Genomic DNA, 25252 nt, shown 5'->3' with positions numbered 1-25252 from the left:
TTCCTTCCTTTTGTGACAAATTGCCACCTTTTTTAAATTTTGCCGTTTAAGCTGGAGCGGCGCATAATCCGTTTCTTAAACAGCGTATGCGGGTAAACTCTATGAAAAATTTAAAAAAATGGGAGAGTGCCATAAATGGGAGAAAAATATTACATCGGTGTGGACATTGGGGGAACAAATGTGGAAAGTGCCCTTTTTACACCGGATGGCATGATTCTTGCGGGCCGTGAATTTCCCACACAGGAATTTGTGGATTCGGGTGTCCTCGAGGAACTGGCCAAACAGACGAAAGAGATGGCAGAGGAAAAAAATATCCCATGGGAATCCATAGTGGCTGCAGGTATTGGAGCGCCGGGTGTAATCGATCCTGCCAAAGGAATCGTATTTAACGCACCCAATCTGAAATGGAAGGATTATCAATTGAAACAGGAAGCTGAGGCTTTATTCGGTGTTCCGGTTTATGTAGATAATGATGTGAATACAGGATTATTGGGAGAAGTCTATTACGGAGCTGCAAAAGGTAAGGAAAACGTTCTGCTGTTCATGATCGGAACCAGCATCGGGGCTGGCATGCTGGTGAACGGAGAAATTTACAGAGGTGCTCACTGGGCATCAGGTGAAGTAGGACATATGATCAGTGATCCCGAGGCAGCCTCTGGCGGATTTACCCCTATTAGAGAAGGCTATGGATTTTTGAGCAGCAAGATGGGAGGCGTCGCTATAGCCCATCATTACCGGGAAGCCAAACGGCTCGAGGGCGATTCTTCGGAAGAACAGCTTAAAACTATTAGTACAACAGACGTTTTCAGGCTGGCGGATGAAGGGGATAAACTCGCCAAAGGCATCATCCGTGAAGGGATCATTCATATGGGGATGGCCATTGTCAACGCAGCCGCTCTTCTCAATCCGCAAATCATCGTTCTTGGCGGAGGAGTCGCGTTATCGGGTAAGTGGTTTATCGGAAAGATCAGAAGCATGCTGGAAGAGTTTGTTCCATGTCCGACGGAGCTGGTGCTCGCAGGTTTAGAGGACCAGTCGGCGATTTACGGTGCACTGGCGCTTTGCCAGCTGATGCATAAGGAAGAAGTGAAAGCAGGAAAGGGTTAACGAGTCAGAGAAATTAAATAAAAACAAAGAAATGCGCCGTTTTGATGAAACCGGCGCCTGTTTCGTGTAAACTACTATCGTAGAAGAGAGGATGAAAAAAATCTCTGACAGGAAAGGAAATTACAATGAATAAGGTAGCTATTATTACAGACAGCACTGCCTACATACCAGAGCACGTCAGAAAAGAAAAAAACATTGTAATGATTCCGCTCAACGTTATTTTTGGCAATGAAACGTACAAAGAAGAAGTGGAACTCAAAAAAGATGATTTTTATGAGATGGTTGGTAAGGGAGGAAATCTTCCGAAAACGTCACAGCCATCGATCGGTGAATTAGCGGATACGCTAGAAGCTTTATCCAAGGAATACGATGAAGCGGTCATGATTACGTTATCCAGCGGCATCAGCGGTACCTATCAAAGTGCACTCAGCTTGGCGGATATGGTTGAGAACATAAAGTTCTATGTGTTTGATTCCGAAATCAGCTGTGCCCCCCAAGCCCATTACGCTTATACAGCAGTAGATATGGCCAATGAAGGCGCGGACGGAGCGCAGATCATGGAGAAGCTGAACGAAATCAAATCGCAGGGGATTCCAGCTTACTTTGTAGTGAATGACCTAAACCATCTGCACCGGGGCGGACGAATGAACGCGGCTCAGCTTTTGGTAGGGAACCTTCTTCAAATTAAGCCGGTCCTTCATTTTCAGGATAAAAAGATCGTTCCATTTGAAAAGATACGTACAAAGAAAAAAGCGATTGGCCGGATTCACCAACTGATGGAGCAATCTGTCAGTCCAGATGAAAGGTTCCACGTCAGCGTCATCCATGCGCAGCGTGAGGAAGAAGCAAAAGAAATCGCCGCAGAAATTCAGGCAAAATACCCGAACGCCAGTGTAGCTGTCGATTATTTTGGTCCGGTTATCGGTACCCATCTCGGTGAAGGCTCGCTCGGCATTACGTGGATGAAAAACTAAATCATTATACGGAGGGATTTTTATGAAAATTCCTTATCAACAGGAGACGACATCATGAAGTTTGTCTCCTTTTTTGTTGATGGAAAAACCAGAATAGCTCCTGAACCATCGGCACCGCTCGACCACCATCCTCCTCCCGCTTCCTTTTACAATCTACCCGATTTTGACCCACCCCCTTTGAACGAAGACTTCGCTTTTAACCCCACCCTTCAAGCAGAACTTGCCGGCAAACTCCTTCTATTGGATGAACTTTCTCCCTCTTTGGAAGAGATACAACAGCACTATAATAATGGCTATATTCAGTACAACAAAGGAATAGACGATGAACAGGGAAATTGGAAATGCAACCGGTGCGGGAACTGTGAACCCCATATGTTTGCCTCCTTTTCCTGTTATCGCTGCAAGGAACCGCAATGTGTGTACTGCCGTAACTGTATTATGATGGGCCGTGTCAACCAGTGTACACCGCTCGTTTCCTGGATCGGCCCCGGTTTGAACTGGAAGAACAGGAACAGTGCACTACTGGTGTGGGACGGTATGCTGTCACCTGCCCAGGAGAAGGCTACTAAGAAGCTGGTCGGGAAGATCGGTGTAAGAGACGAGCTGCTGATCTGGGCAGTGTGTGGAGCGGGAAAAACCGAGGTGCTTTTTCAAGGGATCGAAAAAGCGTTGAAGGATGGACAGCGGGTCTGTATCGCTACTCCAAGGACCGATGTGGTTCTTGAATTGATTCCCCGTTTAAGAAAAGTGTTTCCCGGTGTTACTTTGTCGGGTCTCTATGGAGGCAGTAAGGATAAAATGGACGGTGCCCAGCTTATCCTTTCAACGACGCATCAGTTGTTCCGTTTCCGCAAGGCCTTTGATTTGATCATTGTCGATGAGGTGGATGCCTTTCCTTTTTCCTATGATAAAACCCTGGCGCATGCCGTACAGCAAGCCAAAAGGGAAGAAGCGCTGATCGTTTATTTAAGTGCTACACCTGACAGGAAAATGAAAAAACGGGGAGAACATGGTGAGCTTTCATCTGTAAAAATCCCGAAGCGGTATCACGGATTTCCGCTGCCCGTTCCCCGTTTTCTCTGGTGTGGCCATTGGAAAAAACGATTGAAAAAGAACAAGCTTCCTCAAAATGTGATGAGCTGGATCAGCCATCAGATGGAGAGGAACAGGCAAGGGTTTCTTTTTGTGCCTTCTGTCCGGACGTTGGAGCAGATTGTCCCGATCTTGAAGGAAGTAAACCCTTTAATTGAAGGTGTCCATGCAGAGGACCCCGATCGAAAGGAAAAAGTAATGAGGTTCCGGAATGGCGAGACGCCAATTCTGGTAACGACCACGATATTGGAGCGCGGTGTCACAGTCCCATTTACTGATGTGGCAGTCCTTGGGGCCGAAGAAGAGATTTTCAGTGAAAGTGCGCTTGTTCAAATTGCCGGCCGTGCCGGCCGCAGCAAGGATGACCCTGCCGGAGAAGTGCTGTTTTTTCACTATGGGAAAACCACCGCCATGGTACAGGCGAAACGGCATATCGAACAAATGAACAGGGAGGCGGGTCTGTGAATTATTGCTTATACTGCCACGAAGCGTTTTATGAGCCGGTTAGCTGGTCATTTATAGTCGGACTTTCGGAGGCGATGCTTTTCTGTGAAGAGTGCACTTCTTCCTTGCAGGCGATTAACGGGGAATTTTGCGAAATATGCGGTAGGTCGTTTACCTTATTTCCCGAGCAATATCGACAGAAACAATGCTGCACGGACTGCATTCGTTGGGGAGAAAGTAAGGAATGGAGCGGAGTGGTGACGAAAAACAGGTCATTGTATGTCTATAATGACTTTTTAAAACAGATCATCAGCACGCTGAAATACAGAGGAGATGCGAAGCTCGCGCAAGGGTTTAGGGCGCCATTTCGTAAGCTGTACAAAAAGGAATTCAGAGGAATGCTGATTGTTCCAGTTCCATTGAGTGTGGAAAGGCACTACGAGAGAGGGTTTAACCAGGCCCAGCTTCTGGCTGAGCTGCTGGGAGGCGAATTACTATTTCCTTTGGAACGGGTCATTCATGAAAAAAAGCAAAGCAAAAAGTCGAGAAAGGAACGGATGGATATCAAGGAGAACATCTTTCAAGCATCAAAGGAAGCGGAAAAAATCAGGGGACAGAGCGTTCTTCTGATCGATGATGTCTATACGACAGGTGCCACCATTCGCCAGGCGGCGAAAGTGATGTTGGAAGCTGGGGCATGTGAGGTTTCGTCTATGACGGTGGGGAGATAGTGGCCCCAATGCCAAATAGGTAAAAAGTGCCGAGAAATCGGCGCTTTTTTATTTATTGATCGCTTTGGTCGGAAGGAAGGGTGCGAACAAACTATGAAATTTCGATCTTAAACTCCGATATAACAGATAGAAGCTACAGAGGAGTGAACCTGAGTGAAAGAGTTAAAGAACTGCCCCAACTGCGGAAATCTGTTCGTTAAGCATCTCCGTCCGCTTTGTGACACCTGTTTCAGAAATGAAGAAGCGATGTTTGAAAAAGTAGCCTCCTATATCCGGAAAAAGGAGAATCGGCAGGCATCATTGCATGAAGTCCAGGAAAACACAGGTGTTCCTGAAGCGAAAATCACATGGTTCATCCGGCAGGGGAGAATTCAGGTGGCGCATCTTCCGCATTTTTATTATGAGTGCGAGATGTGTGAACAGCCCATCCAGGAAGGACGGTTGTGCCAATCCTGCAAAAATGATATCAGAATAGAACTGGAAACCCGTCCAACGGAAAAAAATTATGAAAAACTAGGAAAGTCGTACCACATTAAGTGATCAATGCTTCCTATTTTTGCCCGAAAACTTCATCTCTCTCGTTTGAAGCCGATATAAAGAATAGTCAAGCAGAAGTTTTTATCCTGCAGAAGAGGTGTAACTTATGAAGATTAACAGCATAAATCACGTCAATATGAATCCATATACAAGGCAAAACCAGCCTTCCTTCATGAAAAAAGAGGAAAAGATGAACCCGAGTGATGAACTTCAAATCTCGACAGAAGCAAAGGAACTTCAATCCTCAGAGCAAATTTCAACCAGCAGGCAGGAAAAGCTTCAAGACATTAAAGACAGAATCGAGGCCGGTCGGTACTATGCTGATCCGATGGAAGTGGCCCGCAAATTTTATGAGTACTGGAAAAACTAGGAGGAAATCATGTCATCCCCACAAATGATTCCCATGCTGCAAAAATTGCTTTATGTCCATAAAGAATTAAACCATCTTGCTTCAGAAAAAACGGAAACCCTAAAAAAAGGGGACGTGGCTGCACTTGATGCTTTGCTTGAAAAAGAAAATGAGCATGTCAAAACGCTGAGGGCGCTTGAAGAAGAGCGAAACCAAACCAGCTCACTTACGATGTCTGAGCTGATCGAGCAGGCAGCGCCGGCAGAAATACAACAGCTGCAAGATCTTCAGGAGCAGCTGAAGAAAGAATACCTGTTGTTAAAACAGCAAAATCAATTGAATCAACAATTGCTGCACCAATCCCTGCAATTTGTGAACATGTCGATGAACATGTTGATTCCCGAGCCCGAGAAACTGACCTACAGTTCTTCGAAGGCCAACGGATATTCAGGAGCAAGCAGCTTTGCTTTATTTGATTCAAAAGCCTAGAACGGAGGAACATCCATGGTATCAACATTTCACGGGCTAGAAACCGCCCGAAGAGGGATGACGGCTCAATCCTATGCCCTTCAAGTGACCGGACAGAATATCGCCAACGCCAATACATCGGGCTATACACGGCAGCGGGTGAACTTTAACCAGACCGAGCCTTACCCCGCTCCATCCCGAAACCGGCCGCAAATCCCCGGACAAATGGGAACCGGTGTCGAAGCCGGTTCCATCCAGCGTGTAAGAGAAGACTTCCTGGACGTACAGTTCAGGGGTGAAAATACAAAATCCGGCTACTGGGGAGCACGAAGCGAGGCGCTCGAGAAAATGGAAGATATCATGAATGAGCCAAGCGACAACGGGTTGTCAAAGACACTGGATCAGTTCTGGCAATCCCTTCAGGATCTTTCGGCCAACCCGGGAGATGACGGAGCCCGCTCGGTCGTCCGCCAGCGCGGTATGGCCGTCGCGGAAACGTTCAACTATCTATCAAACTCACTTTCTTCCATTCGCGATGATATAAAAAGCCAGGTCGATGTTTCGGTCAATGAAGTGAATTCGATGGTTGAACAAATCGGTGGCATCAACCAGCAGATCAGTGAGATCGAACCCCACGGCTACCTGCCGAATGATCTGTATGATGAAAGAGACCGGCTCGTCGACCGTCTGTCTCAGCTGGTGAATATCAAAGTCACCAAGAGTCCAAGCAGTGATACCTCATCCAAGCTCGCTGAAGGAAATTACACGATTGAATTGATGGACTCATCCGGAGCCTCATTAGGAAAGCTGGTCGACAGTAACACGTCGACTCAAAAACTCGGAATCTCGGAAAGTGACGGCAGCATCTCCGGCTTTACATTGGGCGGTAACCCGCTTGCATCAACCAATGTAGGCGGAAAGCTGGAAGGGATGACCTCCGCTTACAACAACGATTACCCTGAGATGTTGAATCAGCTGGATCAATTGGCATTTGATTTTGCCAAGGAATTTAATGAGGTTCATCAAAGCGGCTGGAGCCTGAATGATATCAACAGCGGCACGCAAAGCCATCTTGATTTCTTTACGGTGGGCAGTGATGTAAACGCGGCCGCCAAAGGGATTAAGGTTTCCACCTCTATTATGGATGATCTGAAAAATATCGCCGCCGCATCGACACAGGCGACAGGCGACGGTAATAACGCCCTGAATTTGGGCAATGTGATGGATACGATGCAATTGAAATCAAAATATGCCAGTGCGATTGGAAAGATGGCCGTTGATGCCGAGCAGGCGAACCGGATGAGTGCAAATGCTGATACCCTTGCCACATCGGTTGACCAGCGCCGCCAGTCGGTGAGCGGGGTATCACTGGATGAAGAGATGACGAACATGATTCAATTTCAGCATGCCTATAACGCATCGGCGCGCATGATTACAATGGTCGATGAGATGCTCGATAAAATCATTAACGGGATGGGGATTTTAGGAAGGTAGGTGACACATAAATGCGGGTAACACAAAGCATGCTGTCAGGAAACATGCTGCGCAACTTAAGCAGCAGCTATGAAAAGATGGGACGCTTGCAGGATCAGCTTTCCACAGGTAAAAAGATTACGAGGGCATCACAGGATCCGGTTGTAGCCATGAAGGGGATGAGCTACCGCACGAATCTTACACAGGTGGAGCAATACAAGCGAAACTTTTCTGAAGCCTACAACTGGGTGGAAAGCACGGATGCAGCTCTTGATAAAGCAACAAGCGCCCTGCAGCGGATTCGCGAGCTTACCGTTCAGGCATCCAATGGAACGTACGAGGAAAATCAAAAGGCTGCCATCGGTCAGGAGATTCAGCAGTTGAAAGAACACTTAGCAACAATCGCCAACACACAGGTCTCCGGAAAGTACATTTTTAACGGAAATGATACGTCGAAAGCTCCCGTTACTCTAACGGATGGAGAAGTTACACAGGTTTCTACAAATGAGAACGATGTGAAAATCGAGCTTTCCAAAGGCATTCAGCTTGGAGTAAACGTAAAGGGAACTGAAATCTTCACAACGAGTGATGAACCAGGGAAAGGGTTGTTCAGCGATTTGTCTGCGCTGGAAAAGGCATTGAATAACCAGGACACGCCAAACGGCTATTCCAAGGAGATCGGTAACTTTCTAGGACTGCTTGACGGGCATATCTCCAAGGTGGTGGCAGAACGGGCAGAACTAGGAGCCAAAAGCAACCGTCTGGAGCTGATGGAAGACCGGGTCGATGAGCAGGAAGTGATCGCTAGCCGCATTCTTTCTGATAATGAGGATGCCGATATTGAGCGTGTCATCACGGATATGAAATCACAGGAAAGTGTGTACCGTGCTGCTCTTGGCGTAGGATCGCGCATTATTCAGCCTTCGCTGCTGGACTTTTTACGCTAAAAAGTTGGGAAGCCTTACCGGCGTGAACGCCTACTTAGTCTCACCTGTCATGCTAATCCCGTAGGACAAGGAACGCTGCGGCAGCGGTGCATCGCACGAAGAAAATGTGATTTTCATTTTCGAGGATCTCGCGCCTTCCACTACAATCAACTTTTCATGGAAGCTTTTTACGCAAAAAGGAGCTGCCTGAAGGTCAATTTTGACTTTCAGGACAGCCCCTTTCTTTTTAGGAGGAGATTTGATGGCCATTCCACAGCTAACGTTGCAATCGACAAAAGCACAGATTTCCATTACAACGACTCTACCGGTCCAGGAAATCCGGCAGCGGCCTGCAGATCTCAGCATTCAGCAGCCAAAGGCAGATCTTCGGATTGAAACCACGCCCGGCAAGCTGACCATTGACCAGTCTCAGGCGTGGGCGGATATGGATTTAAAACCGATTTCCAAGCGAATCGAGGAGTTTGCGCAAAATGGATACAACGATTGGCTGGAAGGCCTGGCGCGAATGGCAGAGCAGGGAGACCAGCTGATGAGGATTGAAGATGGCGGCCTGCCCATTGCTGATCAGGCCAAAGATAACAGTGAAGACCCGATGCTCGAATTCAATATCGGGTTTGTGCCCTCGCCTTTTAGTGTAAAAACAAACTATGAACCAGCCAAAGTCAATATCGACTGGCAGGTGAATAAGCCGGTGATAGAAGCGATCATCAATCGTCCGCAGCACAGCTACAAGCCTGGAGAAGTCCACACGGAAATGAAGCAGTACCCAACGTTAACGATTCAAGTGGCAGAACCAAAAATCAATCAATTAAAATAAAGTGGTGAAAAACATGAAGCTGAAAACAAAATTTCATGAAGAAATTGAAATGGAAGAAAGCAACATCATTACCTTTGAGCATGGCATTCCCGGATTTGAAGAGGAAAGGGAGTTTATCATTCTTCCTTTTGAGGACACGCCGTTTTCTATTTTACAGTCGGTAAAAACAGCAGGCCTTGCGTTTGTGACTGCCGATCCCTTTATGTATTTCGGAGACTATGACTTTACTCTTCCAGATGCAGTCGTGGAAGGTTTGGAGATCAAGGAACAGCAGGATGTATTTGTTCAAGTAATTGTAACGCTTCGAGACGAACTGTCAGAATCTACGGCCAACCTGCAGGCACCGGTTGTAATCAATAAGGTGAACAACCAGGGCAAACAGGTTGTGTTAAACGACCGCAACTATACGCCAAGGCACCAACTATTTGGCGAAGCAGCGGCAGAGCGGGGTGTGTAGAAATGCTCGTACTGACAAGAAGAACAGATGAAGCGATCAAGATTGGTGATGACATTGAGATTACTATCCTAGGGATTGAAGGAGACCAGGTGAAGCTTGGGATCAATGCCCCAAAACAGGTGGAAATTCACCGCAAGGAAATCTATCTTTCCATCAAGCAGGAAAACAGCGATGCCTCGAATACCAGTCTGAATATTATGGATCAATTAAAGGCATTAAAAAATAAAAACTATTAAACATTTAAGCCCTAAAGACGATATAAATGGTAGCAAACGAGAAAGATGTTTGACGGCCGCAATCGTCTTTTTTGTTTGAAAACACACCCAACCACAAGGACGTGGGCGGAACACATTTCAAGGAGGAAATTTAAATGCAAATCAATCACAATATCGCGGCGCTTAACACGTTCAACAAATTAAACAGCGCTTCTAATGCACAAGCTAAATCTATGGAGAAATTGTCTTCAGGTCTTCGTATTAACAAAGCTGGAGATGATGCAGCTGGTCTTGCAATCTCTGAAAAAATGCGTGGTCAGATTCGTGGGTTGGATATGGCTTCTAAGAACTCTCAAGATGCTATATCTCTAGTTCAAACTGCTGAAGGAGCTCTTAACGAAACACATGACATTCTTCAACGTATGCGTGAACTAGCAGTTCAATCTTCTAATGATACAAATACAGGTTCTGACCGTAACGAAATACAAAAAGAGATTAATCAGTTAACTTCTGAAGTCGATAGAATTGCTGATACAACACAATTTAACACAAAAGTTCTAATGAAGGGTGCATTTGGAACTACTACTGCATCTAGTAATACTACCAACTTGGAAGTTGTTTCTTCTAAGGCTGAATCTATCACTGCGGGCACTTATTCTATCGCGGTAACTAGTGCTGCATCTCAAGATAAATTTACTGGTTCAACTGACTTAGCAGGTGGTCTTACAGTTACAGCTGGAGTTAATGATACATTTGTTCTAAACAATGTCTCGATTAAACTTAATGCTGGTACTTACACAAAAGATGATATCGTAAATAAAATAAATGAATTTAGCAGTGAGACACATATTACTGCATCATTAGATAATACAGATGCAACTAAGGAATTGGTATTAACTGACGATAGATTTGGAGCGCATACTACTACTTTCTCTGGTAATGCAAGTGCAGATTTAATGGGTTCCGCAGTTCATACAACAACTGGCGCTGATGCTGTACTTAACACAGTTGGCGGAGTTGCAGTAACTGCAACCGCAGATTCAAACGATGGTAGAAAATTGACTGTGACATCTGGTGCTTTAAAAGGTATTGAACTAAATGTTAAAAATACAAATGGTGCTTCAGTTACAGTTAACAAAAGTAGCCTAACAATGCAAATTGGGGCAAATCAGGACCAAACATTTAAAATAACTATGGAAGATATGGGATCTAAATCTCTAGGAGTTAAAGATTTAGATGTAACATCTTCAGCAAATGCAACAGCCGCTATAACTACTATCCAATCAGCTATAGATACTGTGTCAGCCGAGCGTTCTAAATTTGGTGCATACCAAAACCGTTTAGAGCACACTATCAACAATTTGAATACATCTTCTGAAAACCTAACCGCTGCGGAATCTCGTATCCGTGACGTAGATTATGCTTTAGCTGCTTAAGCAGTGACAAGCACAGTCGTCCTGACTGGTAACGGTCAGTGATCATAATCGGGTGAATTGCTGGAAACCCCTTAAGCTTTTCTTGCCACAACGTAGTTGGAAACAACAGGCGTGAAGGTTTGAAAAAAGAAAAGATTGGGCAATCAGCAGCCAAGCTCCTGTCTCGAAAGAGTGGAGAAGGTTCAACGACTAGGATAGACCATCTAAGGCGAATGCTACGATGATGAAATCCATAGGTGAAACAATGTATCATCAGCATTGTGAATCCAAAGTGCCCGACCCCTACTAGATTTCTCTAGAGGGTGAAGATATAGTCTGGTCATTTATGAAAGTAAATGTTCGCACGATGGCGAAAGAAATGATGAACCAAACAAAGAATTCTATTCTTTCTCAAGCAGCACAAGCAATGTTGGCTCAATCGAATCAGATGCCTCAAGGTGTACTTCAACTTCTGAGATAATGATTCATAGGGCGTCTAGCTTGGTAACGAGCTAGAAAATCACTGGGTGAATTGCTGGGACTTCCTAAAGCTTTCTCAACCACAGCGTAACTGTAAACGGTCGGCGTGAAGGTTTGAAAATGATGAAGATGAAACAATGGATAATCAGCAGCCAAGCTCCTGTCTCGAAAGAGTGGAGAAGGTTCAACGACTAGGATGCACTGTCTAAGGCGATTGCTATGACAATGAGATCCGTAGGGCGGTCAACCGTTCGAAGTGCCCAGCCCCTGATATAAAAGGGTGAAGATATAGTCTATTCTGCAACTGAAAAGTGCAGCGGCAAAGCAAGCCAACCAACAACCGCAAGGAGTTCTTCAACTTCTTCGTTAATATTATTGATGGTCATCTCTTTGGAGGTGGCCATTTTTAAATAGGAAACACAACTCAATAATTTTACTATTCCTGAATCCGGTTTTTTGTTGGAGCTGATTTATTAGCAATAGGGAGTCTAAAGGGATGGTTATTTGATAGGCAGAGTACTCTTCTGAAGGATTCATTTCTTTCATCGTAAAAAACAATGTCTTTAACCCCTCGTTACTTTGAGTTAGCTGTATCAAACAGGGGAGGCTTTTCATCGCTTCTATTATTGTCCCTGTTGGTTTGGTGGATATTAGGTTTTTAGGAAGATATACCGTTGTTCGTTTTGAGGATATGATTTGATATGTCGAATTAACGGGAGGTTTCTTTCGATCAAGAATTACATAGGGAGCAACTAAGGAAAGGAAATACATAACTTGTGGTTGGTCATAAAGTATTAGTCGATTTTGTTGATCCAATTTAAACATCAACTGAAATTTTGATTTGAGAGTATTTATTAAATAAAGGTTTTCTTCGTGTGTGAAGTAATCGGTGGAGAGTATCACCTTTTTCAATTTATCCTCCTTTTTTAATAAATGTCCATCATCTTGATACCACCAAGCTAAACATTGAGGATTCATTGCCAATTCAATAATTGTATTTGGAATAACCTTTTTGTTCCCGTTATACCAATAAGGTTTTAGCAATTCTATAAGTGGACTGGTTTTTGACTGGACATAAAAGTGCTCAGTAAAACCTGCTTTAATACGGGGGTCTTTTACTTTACGATATATAGGCGGATTTAAGGGCAGATAACTGCAAAGGCTCCTATAACAATAGTCACACCATGAAAAGTCTTCAATTTTATGTGAAAACCTTAATCTCGATTTTCTGCCATTCTGAATTGTTAGATTGGCATCTCCTAATAACTTCCCAGTAATCATAGATAGTGCCTCTGTTGGAATTTCTTTAATATTTTTGTATTCCATGTCCTTTCTCACATCCTTTCTTCCTTCATTTTACTCCTATTTACCTGCTAAGTACTGCTTCAGTTCTTAGTTTTTTCGCCGATAAAATAAGTAGAAACCAAATGGGAGGAGTTCATTTGAGTATTCATCCGATTTCTTCTGTTACGCCTGTCAATCCAATATATAACCGAACACAAGGCGAGCCGCAGTCCCAGCAGCAGGATCTTGCATCACAAGAAAATGGCTCAACTCAACCAACCAAAAAGGAACTCCATGACATTATTAATGGGATCAACAACATGCTGATTCCCTCACATACGTCATCGAAATTCGTTTTCCACGAAAAGCTGAACGATTACTATGTTCAGGTGGTGGACGACCAGACGAATGAAGTGGTACGAGAAATCCCATCCAAGAAGTTTTTGGACATGTATGCCGATATGCTCGATTTTATGGGGATATTCGTGAATCGGAAAATTTAAAGCGAGGTGAAGTGAATGAGTACATTGCGCATCAGCGGCCTGGCCAGTGGGATGGACGTCGATTCCATGGTGAAAGAGATGATGAAGGCCCAACGTTTGCCGCTCGATAAATTGAATCAAAAGAAACAGATCCTGGAATGGCAGCGGGATGACTACCGGTCGATGAATACACTGCTTTCCACCTTAAAAGATCAGACCTTCTCGATGAAGCTAACGTCTTCCTACCGGTCAAGAACGGTCACTTCCTCAGACGAAAGCAAAGTTACAGCAACCGCGAGCTCAGCGGCGAATCAGGCATCATACAACATATCTTCCGTTGAAAAGCTGGCGAGTGCGGCAACGAAGGTGAACGGCGGCTCCCTATCCAAATCAACTTCTGACAAAATTGATGCCAACGCCGGGCTTTACGATCAAATGGCGAAGTTCGCAAGCTTTACCGACAGCACAAGCACCGGCTTTGACTGGAAGCAGGGAAGCATTGAAAAGGAATCAATTAATGTCAGCTCTGCAACCGATACAATCCAGCTGAAACAAGCCAATCTCGACAGTTCACTGCTCTCCAGCAGCATCATCAAAGTAAACGGCAAGGACTTTCAGGTGGTGGATTCGTTTACCGATCCGAAAACACCGGGACAGGTCATGGTTGGACAGGACGGCAAGCTGACGTTCAGCGAGCAGCTGGCAGCAAACAGCTCGGTGTCTGTTACCTATTTTACACCTGATCATACGGATACCTTTACAGCCTCCGGGGCAACAAAAGATTTTCAGCTGACGAAGTCCTCCATCGCCCAGGGATCTTTATCTTCCGTAACCGTAGAAAAAGCAGATGGAACAAAAGACTCCTACAGTATTGTGACGGATAAAAGCCTTCTAACGAGTGGCTCCAACAATGTGTATGTAGACGAAAAGACAGGCAAGCTTTCATTCGCAGACAACGTTGAAAAGGATGCAAAAGTATCCGTGACCTACAAAGAAAACTTTTTCACCTTTGGTCTCCAAACGTTCAATACCGAAGGAAAAGCGGTCAACCAAACCTTTGCGGTCAATGGAGCAACGTCTTTAAATACAGTCATCAATCAAATAAATACGTCCTCTGTTGGGGTAACGGCGTTTTATGATACCCAGACCGACCGGATGACACTTACCCGGTCACAAACCGGGAACTTCAATCCTGCTGGCAATGAAATCATTACATCAGGCGCATTTTTAACGTCAGCGGCCCGGTTTGACGATACGGCGACAGAGAGCGGGGGAGAGAATGCCGTTTTTACGGTCAATGGACTCAGAACGGAGAGAAACGCCAATACGTTTGCCATGAACGGCGTTACCTTTACCTTAAAGCAAACCTTTGACACAGGAACGGTTTCCCTTGCGGTTGGAAATAATGCCGATGATGTGGTAAAAAACATCAAAAACTTTGTCGATAAGTACAATGAGACGATTTCCAAGATCAAGGATAAAGTCTCCGAAGAACGCTACAGAAGCTACCAGCCGCTTTCTGACGAAGAGCGGCAAGGAATGACCGACAAGCAGGCAGAGCTTTGGGATGAAAAGGCGAAGAGTGGCTTAATTAAGGGCGATACAGTTCTTAATTCCGCCTTAAATGAAATGCGCCAAAACCTGTATGCCACGGTAACTGACAGCTCCATCAGTTCAAAGTACAATCAGCTTGCAAAAATTGGGATTACCACAAGTGCCAATTACCTGGAAGGCGGAAAGCTCGTTCTTGATGAAGCGAAATTGAAAAAAGCGATCGAGGATGATCCGTCATCCGTGGAAAAGCTGTTTACAGCAACAAGCTCTGTCAGCAGTGAAAACGGCTTGATGCAGCGTTTGTACGATACACTAAATAAGTCGATGAACAGCATAAAGGATAAAGCGGGATCGTCTTTGCTTGTAAACAATCAGTTTGTCATCGGTAAGGAATTAAATGATTTGAACACAAGAATCGATGCCTTCAATAAGCGGCTGACTCAAATTGAGGACCGATATTACAGCCAGTTCACGGCCATGGAGCAGGCGATTCAGCGTTCGAACCAGCAGAGCACGTACCTTTCCCAGTTTTTTAGCAGCTGATTCTAACAACCAATAAAGGAGTAAGATCATGAGTTTACCCAATCCGTATCAGTCGTATCAGAACAACTCGGTTCAAACGGCATCACCCGGTGAACTGACGCTGATGCTGTATAACGGCTGTTTGAAATTTATCCAGCTTTCAAAGCAAGCCATTCAACATAAAAACATCCAAGAAAAGAATACGAACTGCCTGAAAGCACAAAAAATCATTCAGGAGCTGATGGTCACCCTGAACATGGATGCTTCGGTCTCCGGCACACTGTTGCCGATGTATGATTATTTGAACCGCCGGCTGATCGAAGCCAACATTCAAAGCAATGTGGAGATTTTGGATGAGGTGGAAGGTTTAGTGAAGGAATTGCGTGATACGTGGAAGGAAGTTATCCAGATCAACCGACGCCAGCAATATGGACAGGGTGGTCGTGTCTGATGGGAACCATTTCACGTCTTCTTGAAATCACCCAGCAGTTGAGCGCGCATGTTATGAAGGGACTGCCGAAAGAGGGACGAGAACCTTATATCCAGCGTGTGAATGTACTTCTCGATCAGCGTGAGGCTTTGCTGGAGGAAATTCCGGCCCATTTTACAGAGGAAGAAAAGCGCATCGGGCTCGACATCCTTCAGCTGAATGAAGGTTTTGAACCGGAACTAGATCGTCAGCTGAATGAAATTAAAAGGGATATTATGCTGATGAACCAAAAGAAAACCCAGTCCGCGCATTATGCCAATCCATATGCCTCGGTTTCGGGTGACGGGATGTTTTTTGATAAAAAGAATTGAACATGAAAAAAGAGCAACGGACTCGATGGCCGTTGCTCTTTCTCTTATTGATGTTGTACCAGGTTCACATGATCTGCTTTTCCATCTTTACCGATGATAAATTCCAGTTCAAAATCACCGGTTTCATAAATGTAGCTGGTCTCTCCCGTGTTTGGAAGGTGACGGATATGATCCGCGCTTCCGATTTCATCGCCGAGCATCTTCACGGTAATACCGCCGATGCTGTGGTCACGCTCGACATTGGTTCCAAAGTTTCTGATTTCCTTAATGACGTTATCTTTGTCATATGAAAAGTCATATCCGGGATTTCCCATTTCGGCATGGTAAATCTCAAAGTCGCTGTTTTTGGAGATAGGGGTACTTGGAGGTCCCCATTTTTCATGAACGTCTGCCTTTGTTGTTTTCCCGGTATAAAAGTCGAACGCATTGTTTGGGAAGTGGCCTTCATAAGCACTGTAATAAATGGTTGTTAGTTTATCTGCGGCATCTTTTTTCGCTGTGCTCTGATCGGACGCTGTGGCAGATGCAGCATGTGCTGTGTCGTTAAAGGAGATCATGCCTGTTCCTAAAACGGAGCCCGTGAGCAGTGAAGCTGTCACCAGTAAATTTGCTCGTTTTTTCGGTAACATTGTATCCCTCCTATCTATAGTTTCTTCCACATCTGTTAAAAATTGAAACCTTAATTCACTGCGCGTTCCACAAGTCTTGCATAGGCGAGAGCGCCTTTCGGTTTAAGATGCACCCCATCTTCGTAAAAGTAGGAGGATTGCCCATTGCTTGCCTGGTTCCAATTGACAAGCTTGGTGTGCGGATGTTTGGCAGCCACTTCCTGAATCGTTTGATTGACTTCTTTTTCCCACGGACGCGGTACCTTGCTGTTAATAAGGACAATGTTTTTATCCTTGCCTGCCTCATTCAGTACACTGACCAGCTGTTGTTTGGAGAATGGTCCGTTTGTTCCGAGTCCAATCACGACGGTGTCACCTAGACTACCCTTTGCTTTCATCTGATCAATGACTTTTGGTGCGTCTGTCAGCTGCCTTCCGATTTTGGCATCCACCGTGGCGTCCGGGAATTTTTTCTTCAGATAAGGAGCCACATTGACCATGACGGAGTCGCCGATGACCGTAATTCTGTGGTCTTCTTGCTTTGGAGCAGGTGAAGGCTTCGGATCTTTTTCAGGGTGCTCTTTTTCCTTATGTGACGTTTTTTTCTTAGGTGTTTCTGGTACAGGATGTACATATTTTTGAGCTTCTTTTTTCTCCTGCGCAGCTTCAAGTTTTTGAATGCCGGGCACAACAACCGTATATAGTATGATCAGAACAGCAAGGGCTGAACATCCGAGAATGGATTTCTGAAATAGGGTGGCCCTTTTCCATGAAAATTCTGTTACTGCCCGTTTTTCTTGACCAGTATTTAATGCACTTCGCCGCACAGGCTCTTCGATAAAGTGCCAGGAAATGGTTGCTAAAAGAATAATTATCCCAAACTGCACCCATCCAAGCCATGATGAGTGCTCTGCCGTCTGTGACGGCTGGGTGAGCACAATGACCGGAAAGTGCCATAAGTAAATGCCGTACGATCGTACACCGATCCAGCGCAGCGGCTGCCATCCCATGATGGCCCCAAGCTTGCTCGCGGGGTGGGCAAGTGCTGCGACAAGAAGAGCCGTACATATGGATAGCAGCACCATGCCGCCCCGGTACAAAAAGGAATTAAACTGGCTGGTCAGCATAATCAGCAACAAAATACCAACAAGGCCAATGGTTCCCGCCATGTCCAATGCAATCCTTGGTTCTCTTGGCAGATGAATGGAAAGCTTTCGGCTTGGCCAGATCAGAGCAAGTGCCGCACCAATGAGCAATGAAAAAGCTCTCGTATCGGTTCCATAATATACACGGCTTGGATCCTGCCCGGATGTATAAAGAACCGCCATCAAAACAGCCGATAGAACGGCCGCTCCGAGAATGAACCGGAGAAGGATGTTCCGTTTCCCGATAAACTTCAGGCCGATCAGCAGCAACAGCGGCCATACTAAGTAGAACTGTTCCTCGACTGCCAGGGACCAGAGGTGGTTAAGTGGCGACGGCGGTCCGAATTGGGCAAAATAGGAGACTTTATGAAAAATAAGCCACCAGTTGCTGACGTATAAAAGAACAGAAAGCACATTGCCCCAGAGGTCGAGCAAAAAGGAACGCTCAAACATCAGGATCCACAAAATCACAATGAACAGCATGGACAGCAAAGCCGGCAGCAGTCTTCGTGCTCTTCTGATCCAGAATTTCTTGAAATCTATTTTTCCAGTCCTGAGGTATTCGGTTGCAATGATGTCTGTTATCAGGTAGCCGGATAAAACAAAAAAGATACCCACACCCAACAAACCGCCAGGCGCAAAGCCAAGGTTCAAGTGATAGGCGATCACCGCCAGCACTGCCAATGCTCGTAACCCGTCTATGCCGGGCATATACCTTTTGCTTTTTTGGGTAGGTTCAGGCATGCAATTTCCCCCTAACCAAAAAAAGGTTGTTTTGACTATATGTAAACGCTGCTTCCGCTATATTTACGCTGTTCCTTTTTTGCAGAAAGCCCTTGGTGATCAACATCATCGTTCTCCCTTCAAATAAGCAAGTCTTTTAATCTCCCATAATAGTTTAGTGCTTTTTAGAGAGGATGGAAACAAACCGTTTCTACTATTTTCGACAAAAACTTTTACTAAAAAATGTCGAAGTTCAGGGGAATATTTCCTATCACCCACTATAGTTCAATTGGTTTTTGACATTCAAGGATTATAATGCCCATCCAGCGGGAATGGGAGAAATGTCATGCGTAACAGGTAAAAATAGCTAAAAGATGCAAGATATTAGTAAAAACGACTAGTTCATAAGGCGATATTCCTTCTTTACAATAGGAAGGTAGAGAAAAGGCAGGCGGTGAAACGGATGTTATTTGATAAACAAAAGTACAGAATGCAGGCAGAAATGCTCGATTGGTATTCGGGAAAAGTATCCGAATCCATGAACCAGCTGGATCAGTTGGGAAGAGAACGTGCACAGGTTCTCACAAAGGCTCAGAGCTGGGAGAGCAAAAGCAAGAAAACCTATCAGCAGATCATGTCGGAGGCAGGAAGCACCCATTATTCAGCAGCAGGTACGGGAGAGCAGTTGAAAGAAGCTTTGAAGCGTGAAGCGAATCGCTTGAGGCAGTTTGCGAGCGAATTGGAGAGGAAGGAAAAGCTGGAAGAGGCAAAAAAGCTTGAAGAAGCAAAAAAGAATCATAGCCCTAGATAAATTTTGTTCTGGGGTTATTGATTTACTACATAGGTGTTAGGAAAGGAAAACAAGCATGGGTTGTTTAGGGTCAATTTTTCGCTTCACCTTATTCCTGGTCTGTCTGCTTCCCCTAATGTGGACAGGCTTTTTATCCATTTATACATTCTTTACCGCTTTGTTCGGTGGGAGCTGGGCCAATTTTGGCAAGGTGTTTTTAGTATGGATGATCCTGAGTTACATCATTGGCTGTGTTTGAAGCCAAGTGGAAGGATACCGATATGGGAGATACTTTTTTAGGCGTTGTCCTGGAACTTTGCAGCATCATGGTCTATCGTACGGTAAACCGGGTGGGCAGGATGGTAACCAGAGGGTAATTAATTAAAGGAGTTATTTATGGAAACGTGGGACGTCTACGATAAAAGGAGAAACAAAACAAATAAACTTCATGTGCGCGGCGACTCGTTGGCGGATGGTGAATATCATATTGTGGTTCATGTGTGGATCAAGAATGATAAAGGTGAAATCCTTCTGGCAAAAAGACATGAGGATAAGCATTTCCCCAATCTTTGGGAGTGCCCGGGTGGTTCGGTATTGGCCGGTGAAACGAGTTTGCAAGGTGCTTTGCGGGAAGTAAAAGAAGAAATAGGGATTACGCTGTCCCGGTCAAATGGAAGGTTGCTGAAAAGCGAGCGGCGTGACCATTTCCAAGATTTTTGTGATGTTTGGCTTTTCCACCAGAGTTTTGATCTTAGAGCGACTAACCTTCAAAAGGATGAAGTCATTGATATTAAATGGGTAACAGAGGCAGAGATGGACAGTATGTTTGAATTCCACTGTATGGTCCCTGTTCTTGATTATTATAAAAGCATGCAATGGTAGCAAGAAGTTGTCTTAGGGAATAGTGTCTCTAAGACTTTTTAATTTTCTCTAATTTCCCCGTCATTTCTAACCATTTAATTTCCAAAAGTGATGTATAATGTTGAGGGTACATAAAATGAATAAGGATTCATCTGCTGGAGATGAGGCAAAGCGAGGTGTGACATGAAGGGTCCAGAAATCATTAAGGACTTATTCGAACTAAAAGAAAAGGGATATATAAAGTATAACGATTATTTAAAGGTGGTTGAAGGGATCAATCGCTATGAAAAAGACCAGCGGCGAATTGCTGAAGGAAAAGAACCTTCGATACAGGCGCGGGAGGAACAGGAGCCACAGTTTGAGAAAGAAAAGGATTTTGTTCAACCCGTTCAACAGCCCATTCTCTCCAGTACTGCGCCGGCTGCTCCGCCTTTGCCAAAGCCAAGGCCGGTTCCGGCAGCTTCTCCAAAACCAGCGCTTATGGCTGAACAAAAACGCGAGCGCAACCTGACCCTGCTTATGGCAGCGGGAGTTGTGCTGCTGTTAATTGGCGGTCTGACGCTCGCAACCAGCCAATGGGATGTGTTCTCGCCGTTGGCAAAAACGATGCTTGTTGGCGGAATTGCCGCTTTGTTTGGCGGGTTGGGAGTTCTTTCTCAACGTGTGCTGAACATTAAAAAGACGGCGTTTGCTTTCTTTGTGCTTTTTGCGCTCTTTCTGCCGATTACGATTTTGTCAGCAGGGTTTTTTAAGCTTTTTGGCAGCTGGCTGAGTTTTTCTGGTGACGGAAAGTATGTACTGGGTGCTGTTACAAGCCTCGTATGTCCGCCGATTTACTGGAAATTTACGAAGTCTTTCGGCTCCAGGCTGTTTGCCTGGTTTACGCTCATTGCTTCGGCTATCGGCTATGGATTTATTCTTCTCGCGCTGGGTGCGGAGAAGAATGTGTTTTACTTTTTGTATGCACTTGGAAATGCGGCGTATATTTATCTGTATCATGTCCGGAAAACGAAGGACAGGGAAGATATCTATCAAAAGGTGCTCCCGGTCTTTATTCAGGCCAACCTTATTTTATCATCGGTCCTCATTATTGTTTCCTTTGAACAGCCGCTGTCCCAAAGCTTTAATTTAATTTTGACCGCTGCACTGTATTTGGCGATGAGAATGGTCAACAAGCGGGTGGAATATGAACTGCTTTTTATGGCATTTATCTCCTACGGTTTGTACCAGCTCGTTGTACAGGCGGCAGGAGCAGGATTGGCGCTTGTACTGATACCTGTGGTGCCGGTTGTTCTGCTTGCGGTGGCGCGCTTTTCAAAAGGCAATTTGAAAAAGTACTACCAGGTTGCCAACGCAGCCGTATCGGTCATTGCCTTTTTACTCGTGACAGGCAAAGGACTTATGCTCTCTGGAGGAGAAGGAAGTGTATGGATGCTGCTGGGGTATCTGGTGGTTGCCGGAAACTTCATTTATCTAAGCTATAGCACGGCGTTTCGTTTGTTTCCGTACCTCGCGTCCTTTTATATTTTTATTGCATCATCCGAGGTCTATCACCTCACCAGCTTAAACGATATGAAGTATTGGGCGCTGGCCATTGGATTATCAGGACTGGTGACCTATGCGGCAGGTCAATGGATCAAAACTCTCCGGCGTTCGGGCTTGTTTGTCGGAGGCGCCTTTCTTCTGATTGGTTTTGGGTTCACCCTTTTAATTCCGGAATATTGGCAGACGGCACTGCTCTCGCTTGTTCTGACAGGGATGGCAGCACGGCACTACCGGCTTGAAAAGGATCTTGCCAAAAAGATGGCCAGTGCAGGCGTTTCCGTCTTTGGCTTTTTCACAGGATTTTCGGCGGGGATGGCCTTGATCCCTGATCCGGACAGGGCACTATCGGTCGGGATTGGAACCATTCTTCTGGCGGCTCTTTATTATTGGAGAAAGAATGACAGAATCCTTGGACAATATGCGGTGATGGGAGCCATCTTTGCTTCCTTCATCAGCTTCCTGGCTTCGTTCAGTACGGAGGCCGATTGGGTTCGGCTTTTGTGCAGCGTGTTGTTTGCGTTTATGGTGTTTGTCGGTACACGCTATTTTAAGCAATATTTTGGGTTTGGCATCGTGCAGGCGGGCTTGTTCTTTGTGTTTTACTCTTTCCTTCACTTGATTGCAGAACCCGTCAATGAACGGCTCACGCTTATTATTTTGTCCGCTCTGCTGTTTGTTTCGGGAGAGGCATTAAAACGTGTGGACCGGCAAAGCCATCTTCCAACGCTGGTGGTCAGCCAGGCGGCTCTGCTGTATTCAGTGTTTTATACGTTTATTACTTCAGGGGAAACCTTGCCGTATTTTCTTCTTACGGTTCTTTACGGACTGTATGTCTGGCGCTCTGTCCATGAAGCAGAATTAAAATACAGTCTGTATGCGGGACTGACCGTGTTATCCATGGCCTTCGGTTTTACCGTAAACGAATGGTTCCCTAATGAGATTCGTTTGTTATACAGTTTGGTGCTGCTTGCTGCTTACTTTGTTGTTTCAGTGGTCTGGAAGGAACGGCTCAGGTGGTATATTGTTCCATTTTCGATTCTGGTCATGGCCGAGTATCTTGCGGATTCGTATTATGCAGGAGAGGTTTTGCCTCTGTGGTTTTATGTAGGTGTGGTCCTTGTATTCATGGCGTTCTTTCAATCTCTTAAAGGAAATTGGAGAATTGCTGTGGCGTTTCCGCTAATCTACTTTTGGCTGATGATGGCCAACATGATTGACCTGTACAGCTTATCCGCACAATTAAGTGCGCTTGTCTGGTATGCGATTGGGCTTCTGTTCACAGCTGTAGGAATGTTTATCTATGAAAAACTCTACCATCCTGAAAACGGTGAAAAAGTAGATTTGTACGGAATTGCAGGACTCATCTATGTATGGACCGGCTGCCTGCAGGCAGTGGATTGGGTATTTATTGGCGGGCTGTTCGTGGTTGCGGTGCTGCTGTACCATCATTCTTTACGGATTGCAGCTTTTCCGATGGTTCAAAAGAGCCTTCAGACCGTCTCTTTGGCGGTCGGACTGCTAACCTATTATACAATTCTTGATATGTTCCATGTTCCAAGCGTGATCATCACGGAACTCTATGTGCTTCCATGGATTCTTTTAAGCTATTTAATTACACAAAAAACGTGGAACCTGAACGAAAAGTCGGTCATGATTGTTCAATACAGCCTTATCGGCCTGATATCCATCATCTTGATGGTCGATGCCATGTACAGCTATAAAATTGCTGATGCCGTCATTTTGGGTTCTCTTGCTGTGCTTAGTATTCTGTATGGATTTATCTCCAAGCAGAAAAGCTATTTCTTCAGTGGTTTGATTGTGCTCATCGTAAATGTGTTCGTGCAGACCCGTCCTTACTGGGGCAATATGCCATGGTGGGTGTATCTCCTCATCGCCGGAATTTTGCTCATCGGGTTTGCGGGCTACCATGAGTTCAAAAAACAAAAGGGGATTGAATCTCCATCATTGAAAGAGCAGTTTCAGCGAAAATGGGGCACATGGTTTGGTGCCTGGAAATAAGGAAAAAGGACAGTTCCGTGTGAGGAACTGTCCTTTTTTGTATCAGCGGGTCCACCCGCTTGCTTCCAAAATCAGATTCTTCAATCAAAAGTAGCCTCCTCTAAATAAACGAGCTTTCTACCTGGTTGGCAGAGCAGTAGTATTCACTGGACCGTTTGTATTGTTTTTTTCGGTAATAATAATCGCCAAGCTGTTCATAGCACATCCGGATATACATAAACTCATCTTTTTTCTGAAAGATGGGAAGGGCGATTTCTTCCAAAAATATTTTGTAGTCTTCGTCGTTTCGGCGCTTTGAAACCTGAAATTGAAGAATCTTAAGCAGACAATAGGTTTCGTTCAGTTCGCCTTTTAACAGCTCAAGTCCTTTGGTGATCCAGCGGGTGGCATCTTCGGTTTCATTGAGCTGGAAAAGGTTGTTGGCCAAAAGATAGATGGTCAGTTCTCCGCCTTGGAGGTCATTGCGTGCATTCAGAGATTTTAAAAAGTATTCAATGGCTTCCCATGGTTTCTTCATTTTGTGATAAACGATTCCCATATTGTGATAGATATGTATTCGTAAATGGCCGATATCCGGCAGTGATTCAATGCCTTTAAGCGCTTTTTCAAAGTATGTAATGGCGGTAGAATGTTCATTGATCCGGTTATAATCAATCCCAAGAAGAATATAGCAATCAATGACTTTCTTGAATTGAATGTTTTTATGAAATTCCTCCATCGCCCTTTCGGAATGGAAAATGGAAAGGGTGATTTTGCCCAGCCGGCTGTAAATCAAGGCGAGCTGGTAATGGTATTCTGGTTCACTGACATAATCCTTTGCTTTTAAGTAGAGTTCAAGTGCTTTTTGAAAATGGCCTTTCAAATATTCGTAAAGCCCGGAAAAATAATAGTAGTAGGCTGCTGTTTCTTTCGGCGTGTATTCAATGTATTTTTCCGCATGAGCTAATTGTTCTTCCGCACTGTCGAATTCTCGCAACAAGAGAAAGTGCCGGGTGGCGCACAAGTGAAACATGGATAAAAGCTCAATATCCTTAATGCCTTTCATTTTTTTTTCGATATTGATGTAATGGTCCTTTGTCGCAGACCGCTTCCTCGCTTTTATGTCGTCATACCAGCTGTAGATTAATTTTTTTATTTCATTGGTGGAGGAGGACTGCAGCAATTCGTCGTATTCTATGTTTAGTTTTTTGCAAAGCAACTCAAGGATCTCTTTGGAAGGAACAATGCTGTTGTTCTCCACTTTACTAAGGTAGGGAACGGAACAAATTCCCGAAGTGAGTTGTTTTTGGGTTAGTTTATTTTTTTCTCTGAAATATTTGATCTTCTCTCCTCTAATCATAATCCACCTCAATCCCTCTTCATCATTCTCATCATATCACATTAAATAACTGATTTTTCCTATTATATACATA

At 44.8% G+C, this 25252-nt stretch carries 26 protein-coding genes; 22 read left to right on the top strand and 4 right to left on the bottom strand.

What is annotated here, in order from left to right; all coding sequences use genetic code 11:
• Nucleotides 1–135 precede the first annotated feature (135 nt).
• The 14 genes from QNH15_RS21780 to QNH15_RS21715 all read left to right on the top strand — a co-directional run bounded on the left by QNH15_RS21780 (nt 136) and on the right by QNH15_RS21715 (nt 11507).
• Nucleotides 136–1107, top strand: coding sequence for an ROK family protein (locus QNH15_RS21780; protein ID WP_283890517.1), 972 nt, complete (start codon nt 136–138; stop codon nt 1105–1107).
• Between the two features lie 125 nt (nt 1108–1232).
• Entirely contained in the window at nt 1233–2081 is an 849-nt protein-coding gene (locus QNH15_RS21775) for a DegV family protein (RefSeq protein ID WP_283890516.1), read from the top strand.
• A 54-nt stretch (nt 2082–2135) separates the two neighbouring features.
• Complete coding sequence (locus tag QNH15_RS21770; RefSeq protein ID WP_283890514.1) at nt 2136–3638, top strand: ATP-dependent helicase ComFA; 1503 nt, start codon at nt 2136–2138, stop codon at nt 3636–3638.
• Entirely contained in the window at nt 3635–4348 is a 714-nt protein-coding gene (locus QNH15_RS21765; protein WP_283890512.1) for a ComF family protein, read from the top strand. The genes QNH15_RS21770 and QNH15_RS21765 overlap by 4 nt, the downstream gene beginning before the upstream one ends.
• 153 nt (nt 4349–4501) lie before the next feature.
• On the top strand, nt 4502–4888 hold the full coding sequence (locus tag QNH15_RS21760; RefSeq protein WP_283890510.1) for a TIGR03826 family flagellar region protein: 387 nt from the start codon (nt 4502–4504) through the stop codon (nt 4886–4888).
• A 103-nt stretch (nt 4889–4991) separates the two neighbouring features.
• Nucleotides 4992–5255, top strand: a complete 264-nt coding sequence (flgM, locus tag QNH15_RS21755) for a flagellar biosynthesis anti-sigma factor FlgM (protein WP_283890508.1) — start codon at nt 4992–4994, stop codon at nt 5253–5255.
• 9 nt (nt 5256–5264) lie between these two features.
• A complete protein-coding gene (gene flgN / locus QNH15_RS21750) occupies nt 5265–5723 on the top strand; it encodes a flagellar export chaperone FlgN (RefSeq protein WP_283890506.1) in 459 nt (152 codons plus the stop codon).
• A gap of 15 nt (nt 5724–5738) precedes the next feature.
• A complete protein-coding gene (gene flgK / locus QNH15_RS21745; RefSeq protein WP_283890505.1) occupies nt 5739–7196 on the top strand; it encodes a flagellar hook-associated protein FlgK in 1458 nt (485 codons plus the stop codon).
• Nucleotides 7197–7207: 11 nt separating this feature from the next.
• The gene (flgL, locus tag QNH15_RS21740; protein ID WP_283890503.1) at nt 7208–8122 is read left to right on the top strand and encodes a flagellar hook-associated protein FlgL; all 915 of its coding nucleotides are present in this window, start codon (nt 7208–7210) and stop codon (nt 8120–8122) included.
• 241 nt (nt 8123–8363) lie between these two features.
• Nucleotides 8364–8939: a DUF6470 family protein gene (locus tag QNH15_RS21735; RefSeq protein ID WP_283890501.1), complete on the top strand. Its 576-nt coding sequence runs from the start codon at nt 8364–8366 to the stop codon at nt 8937–8939.
• A 13-nt stretch (nt 8940–8952) separates the two neighbouring features.
• Nucleotides 8953–9396 carry a flagellar assembly protein FliW gene (fliW, locus tag QNH15_RS21730; protein WP_283890500.1) on the top strand — a complete coding sequence of 148 codons (444 nt, stop codon included), beginning with the start codon at nt 8953–8955 and terminating at the stop codon, nt 9394–9396.
• Between the two features lie 2 nt (nt 9397–9398).
• Complete coding sequence (gene csrA, locus QNH15_RS21725; protein WP_283890499.1) at nt 9399–9632, top strand: carbon storage regulator CsrA; 234 nt, start codon at nt 9399–9401, stop codon at nt 9630–9632.
• Between the two features lie 134 nt (nt 9633–9766).
• On the top strand, nt 9767–11047 hold the full coding sequence (locus tag QNH15_RS21720; protein WP_283890497.1) for a flagellin N-terminal helical domain-containing protein: 1281 nt from the start codon (nt 9767–9769) through the stop codon (nt 11045–11047).
• Nucleotides 11048–11372: 325 nt separating this feature from the next.
• Nucleotides 11373–11507, top strand: coding sequence for a flagellin (locus QNH15_RS21715; protein ID WP_009792986.1), 135 nt, complete (start codon nt 11373–11375; stop codon nt 11505–11507).
• Nucleotides 11508–11878: 371 nt separating this feature from the next.
• On the opposite strand, the gene QNH15_RS21710 is transcribed toward QNH15_RS21715, so the two are convergent.
• Entirely contained in the window at nt 11879–12844 is a 966-nt protein-coding gene (locus QNH15_RS21710) for an endonuclease (RefSeq protein WP_283890495.1), read from the bottom strand.
• A 104-nt stretch (nt 12845–12948) separates the two neighbouring features.
• On the opposite strand from QNH15_RS21710, the gene flaG reads away from it, so the two are divergent.
• From flaG to fliT, 4 genes are read left to right on the top strand one after another with little or no spacing between them, the layout of a single operon-like run.
• Complete coding sequence (gene flaG / locus QNH15_RS21705; RefSeq protein ID WP_283890493.1) at nt 12949–13293, top strand: flagellar protein FlaG; 345 nt, start codon at nt 12949–12951, stop codon at nt 13291–13293.
• Between the two features lie 15 nt (nt 13294–13308).
• Complete coding sequence (gene fliD / locus QNH15_RS21700) at nt 13309–15369, top strand: flagellar filament capping protein FliD (RefSeq protein ID WP_283890491.1); 2061 nt, start codon at nt 13309–13311, stop codon at nt 15367–15369.
• 28 nt (nt 15370–15397) lie between these two features.
• The gene (gene fliS, locus QNH15_RS21695) at nt 15398–15799 is read left to right on the top strand and encodes a flagellar export chaperone FliS (RefSeq protein WP_283890489.1); all 402 of its coding nucleotides are present in this window, start codon (nt 15398–15400) and stop codon (nt 15797–15799) included.
• A complete protein-coding gene (gene fliT / locus QNH15_RS21690) occupies nt 15799–16149 on the top strand; it encodes a flagellar protein FliT (RefSeq protein ID WP_283890488.1) in 351 nt (116 codons plus the stop codon). Before fliS ends, fliT begins: the two co-directional genes overlap by 1 nt.
• A gap of 44 nt (nt 16150–16193) precedes the next feature.
• Here the strand turns inward: fliT and QNH15_RS21685 are convergent, their stop codons facing one another.
• Nucleotides 16194–16778, bottom strand: a complete 585-nt coding sequence (locus tag QNH15_RS21685) for a YjgB family protein (protein WP_283890486.1) — start codon at nt 16776–16778, stop codon at nt 16194–16196.
• A 50-nt stretch (nt 16779–16828) separates the two neighbouring features.
• Nucleotides 16829–18646: an acyltransferase family protein gene (locus QNH15_RS21680; RefSeq protein ID WP_283890484.1), complete on the bottom strand. Its 1818-nt coding sequence runs from the start codon at nt 18644–18646 to the stop codon at nt 16829–16831.
• Nucleotides 18647–19088: 442 nt separating this feature from the next.
• On the opposite strand from QNH15_RS21680, the gene QNH15_RS21675 reads away from it, so the two are divergent.
• The 4 genes from QNH15_RS21675 to QNH15_RS21660 all read left to right on the top strand — a co-directional run bounded on the left by QNH15_RS21675 (nt 19089) and on the right by QNH15_RS21660 (nt 23840).
• A complete protein-coding gene (locus QNH15_RS21675) occupies nt 19089–19436 on the top strand; it encodes a hypothetical protein (protein ID WP_283890482.1) in 348 nt (115 codons plus the stop codon).
• A 224-nt stretch (nt 19437–19660) separates the two neighbouring features.
• Nucleotides 19661–19792, top strand: coding sequence for a hypothetical protein (locus tag QNH15_RS21670; protein ID WP_283890481.1), 132 nt, complete (start codon nt 19661–19663; stop codon nt 19790–19792).
• 19 nt (nt 19793–19811) lie between these two features.
• Nucleotides 19812–20297, top strand: coding sequence for an NUDIX hydrolase (locus QNH15_RS21665; RefSeq protein ID WP_283890479.1), 486 nt, complete (start codon nt 19812–19814; stop codon nt 20295–20297).
• Nucleotides 20298–20459: 162 nt separating this feature from the next.
• The gene (locus tag QNH15_RS21660; protein ID WP_283890477.1) at nt 20460–23840 is read left to right on the top strand and encodes a hypothetical protein; all 3381 of its coding nucleotides are present in this window, start codon (nt 20460–20462) and stop codon (nt 23838–23840) included.
• A 100-nt stretch (nt 23841–23940) separates the two neighbouring features.
• Here the strand turns inward: QNH15_RS21660 and QNH15_RS21655 are convergent, their stop codons facing one another.
• Nucleotides 23941–25179 carry a tetratricopeptide repeat protein gene (locus QNH15_RS21655; protein WP_283890475.1) on the bottom strand — a complete coding sequence of 413 codons (1239 nt, stop codon included), beginning with the start codon at nt 25177–25179 and terminating at the stop codon, nt 23941–23943.
• Between the last annotated feature and the right edge of the window lie 73 nt (nt 25180–25252).

Source organism: Fictibacillus enclensis, assembly GCF_030123385.1.
Lineage (GTDB): Bacteria > Bacillota > Bacilli > Bacillales > Fictibacillaceae > Fictibacillus_C > Fictibacillus_C enclensis.
The sequence above is the reverse complement of the archived record's forward strand: the minus strand, read 5'-3'. Positions and strand labels throughout refer to the sequence as shown.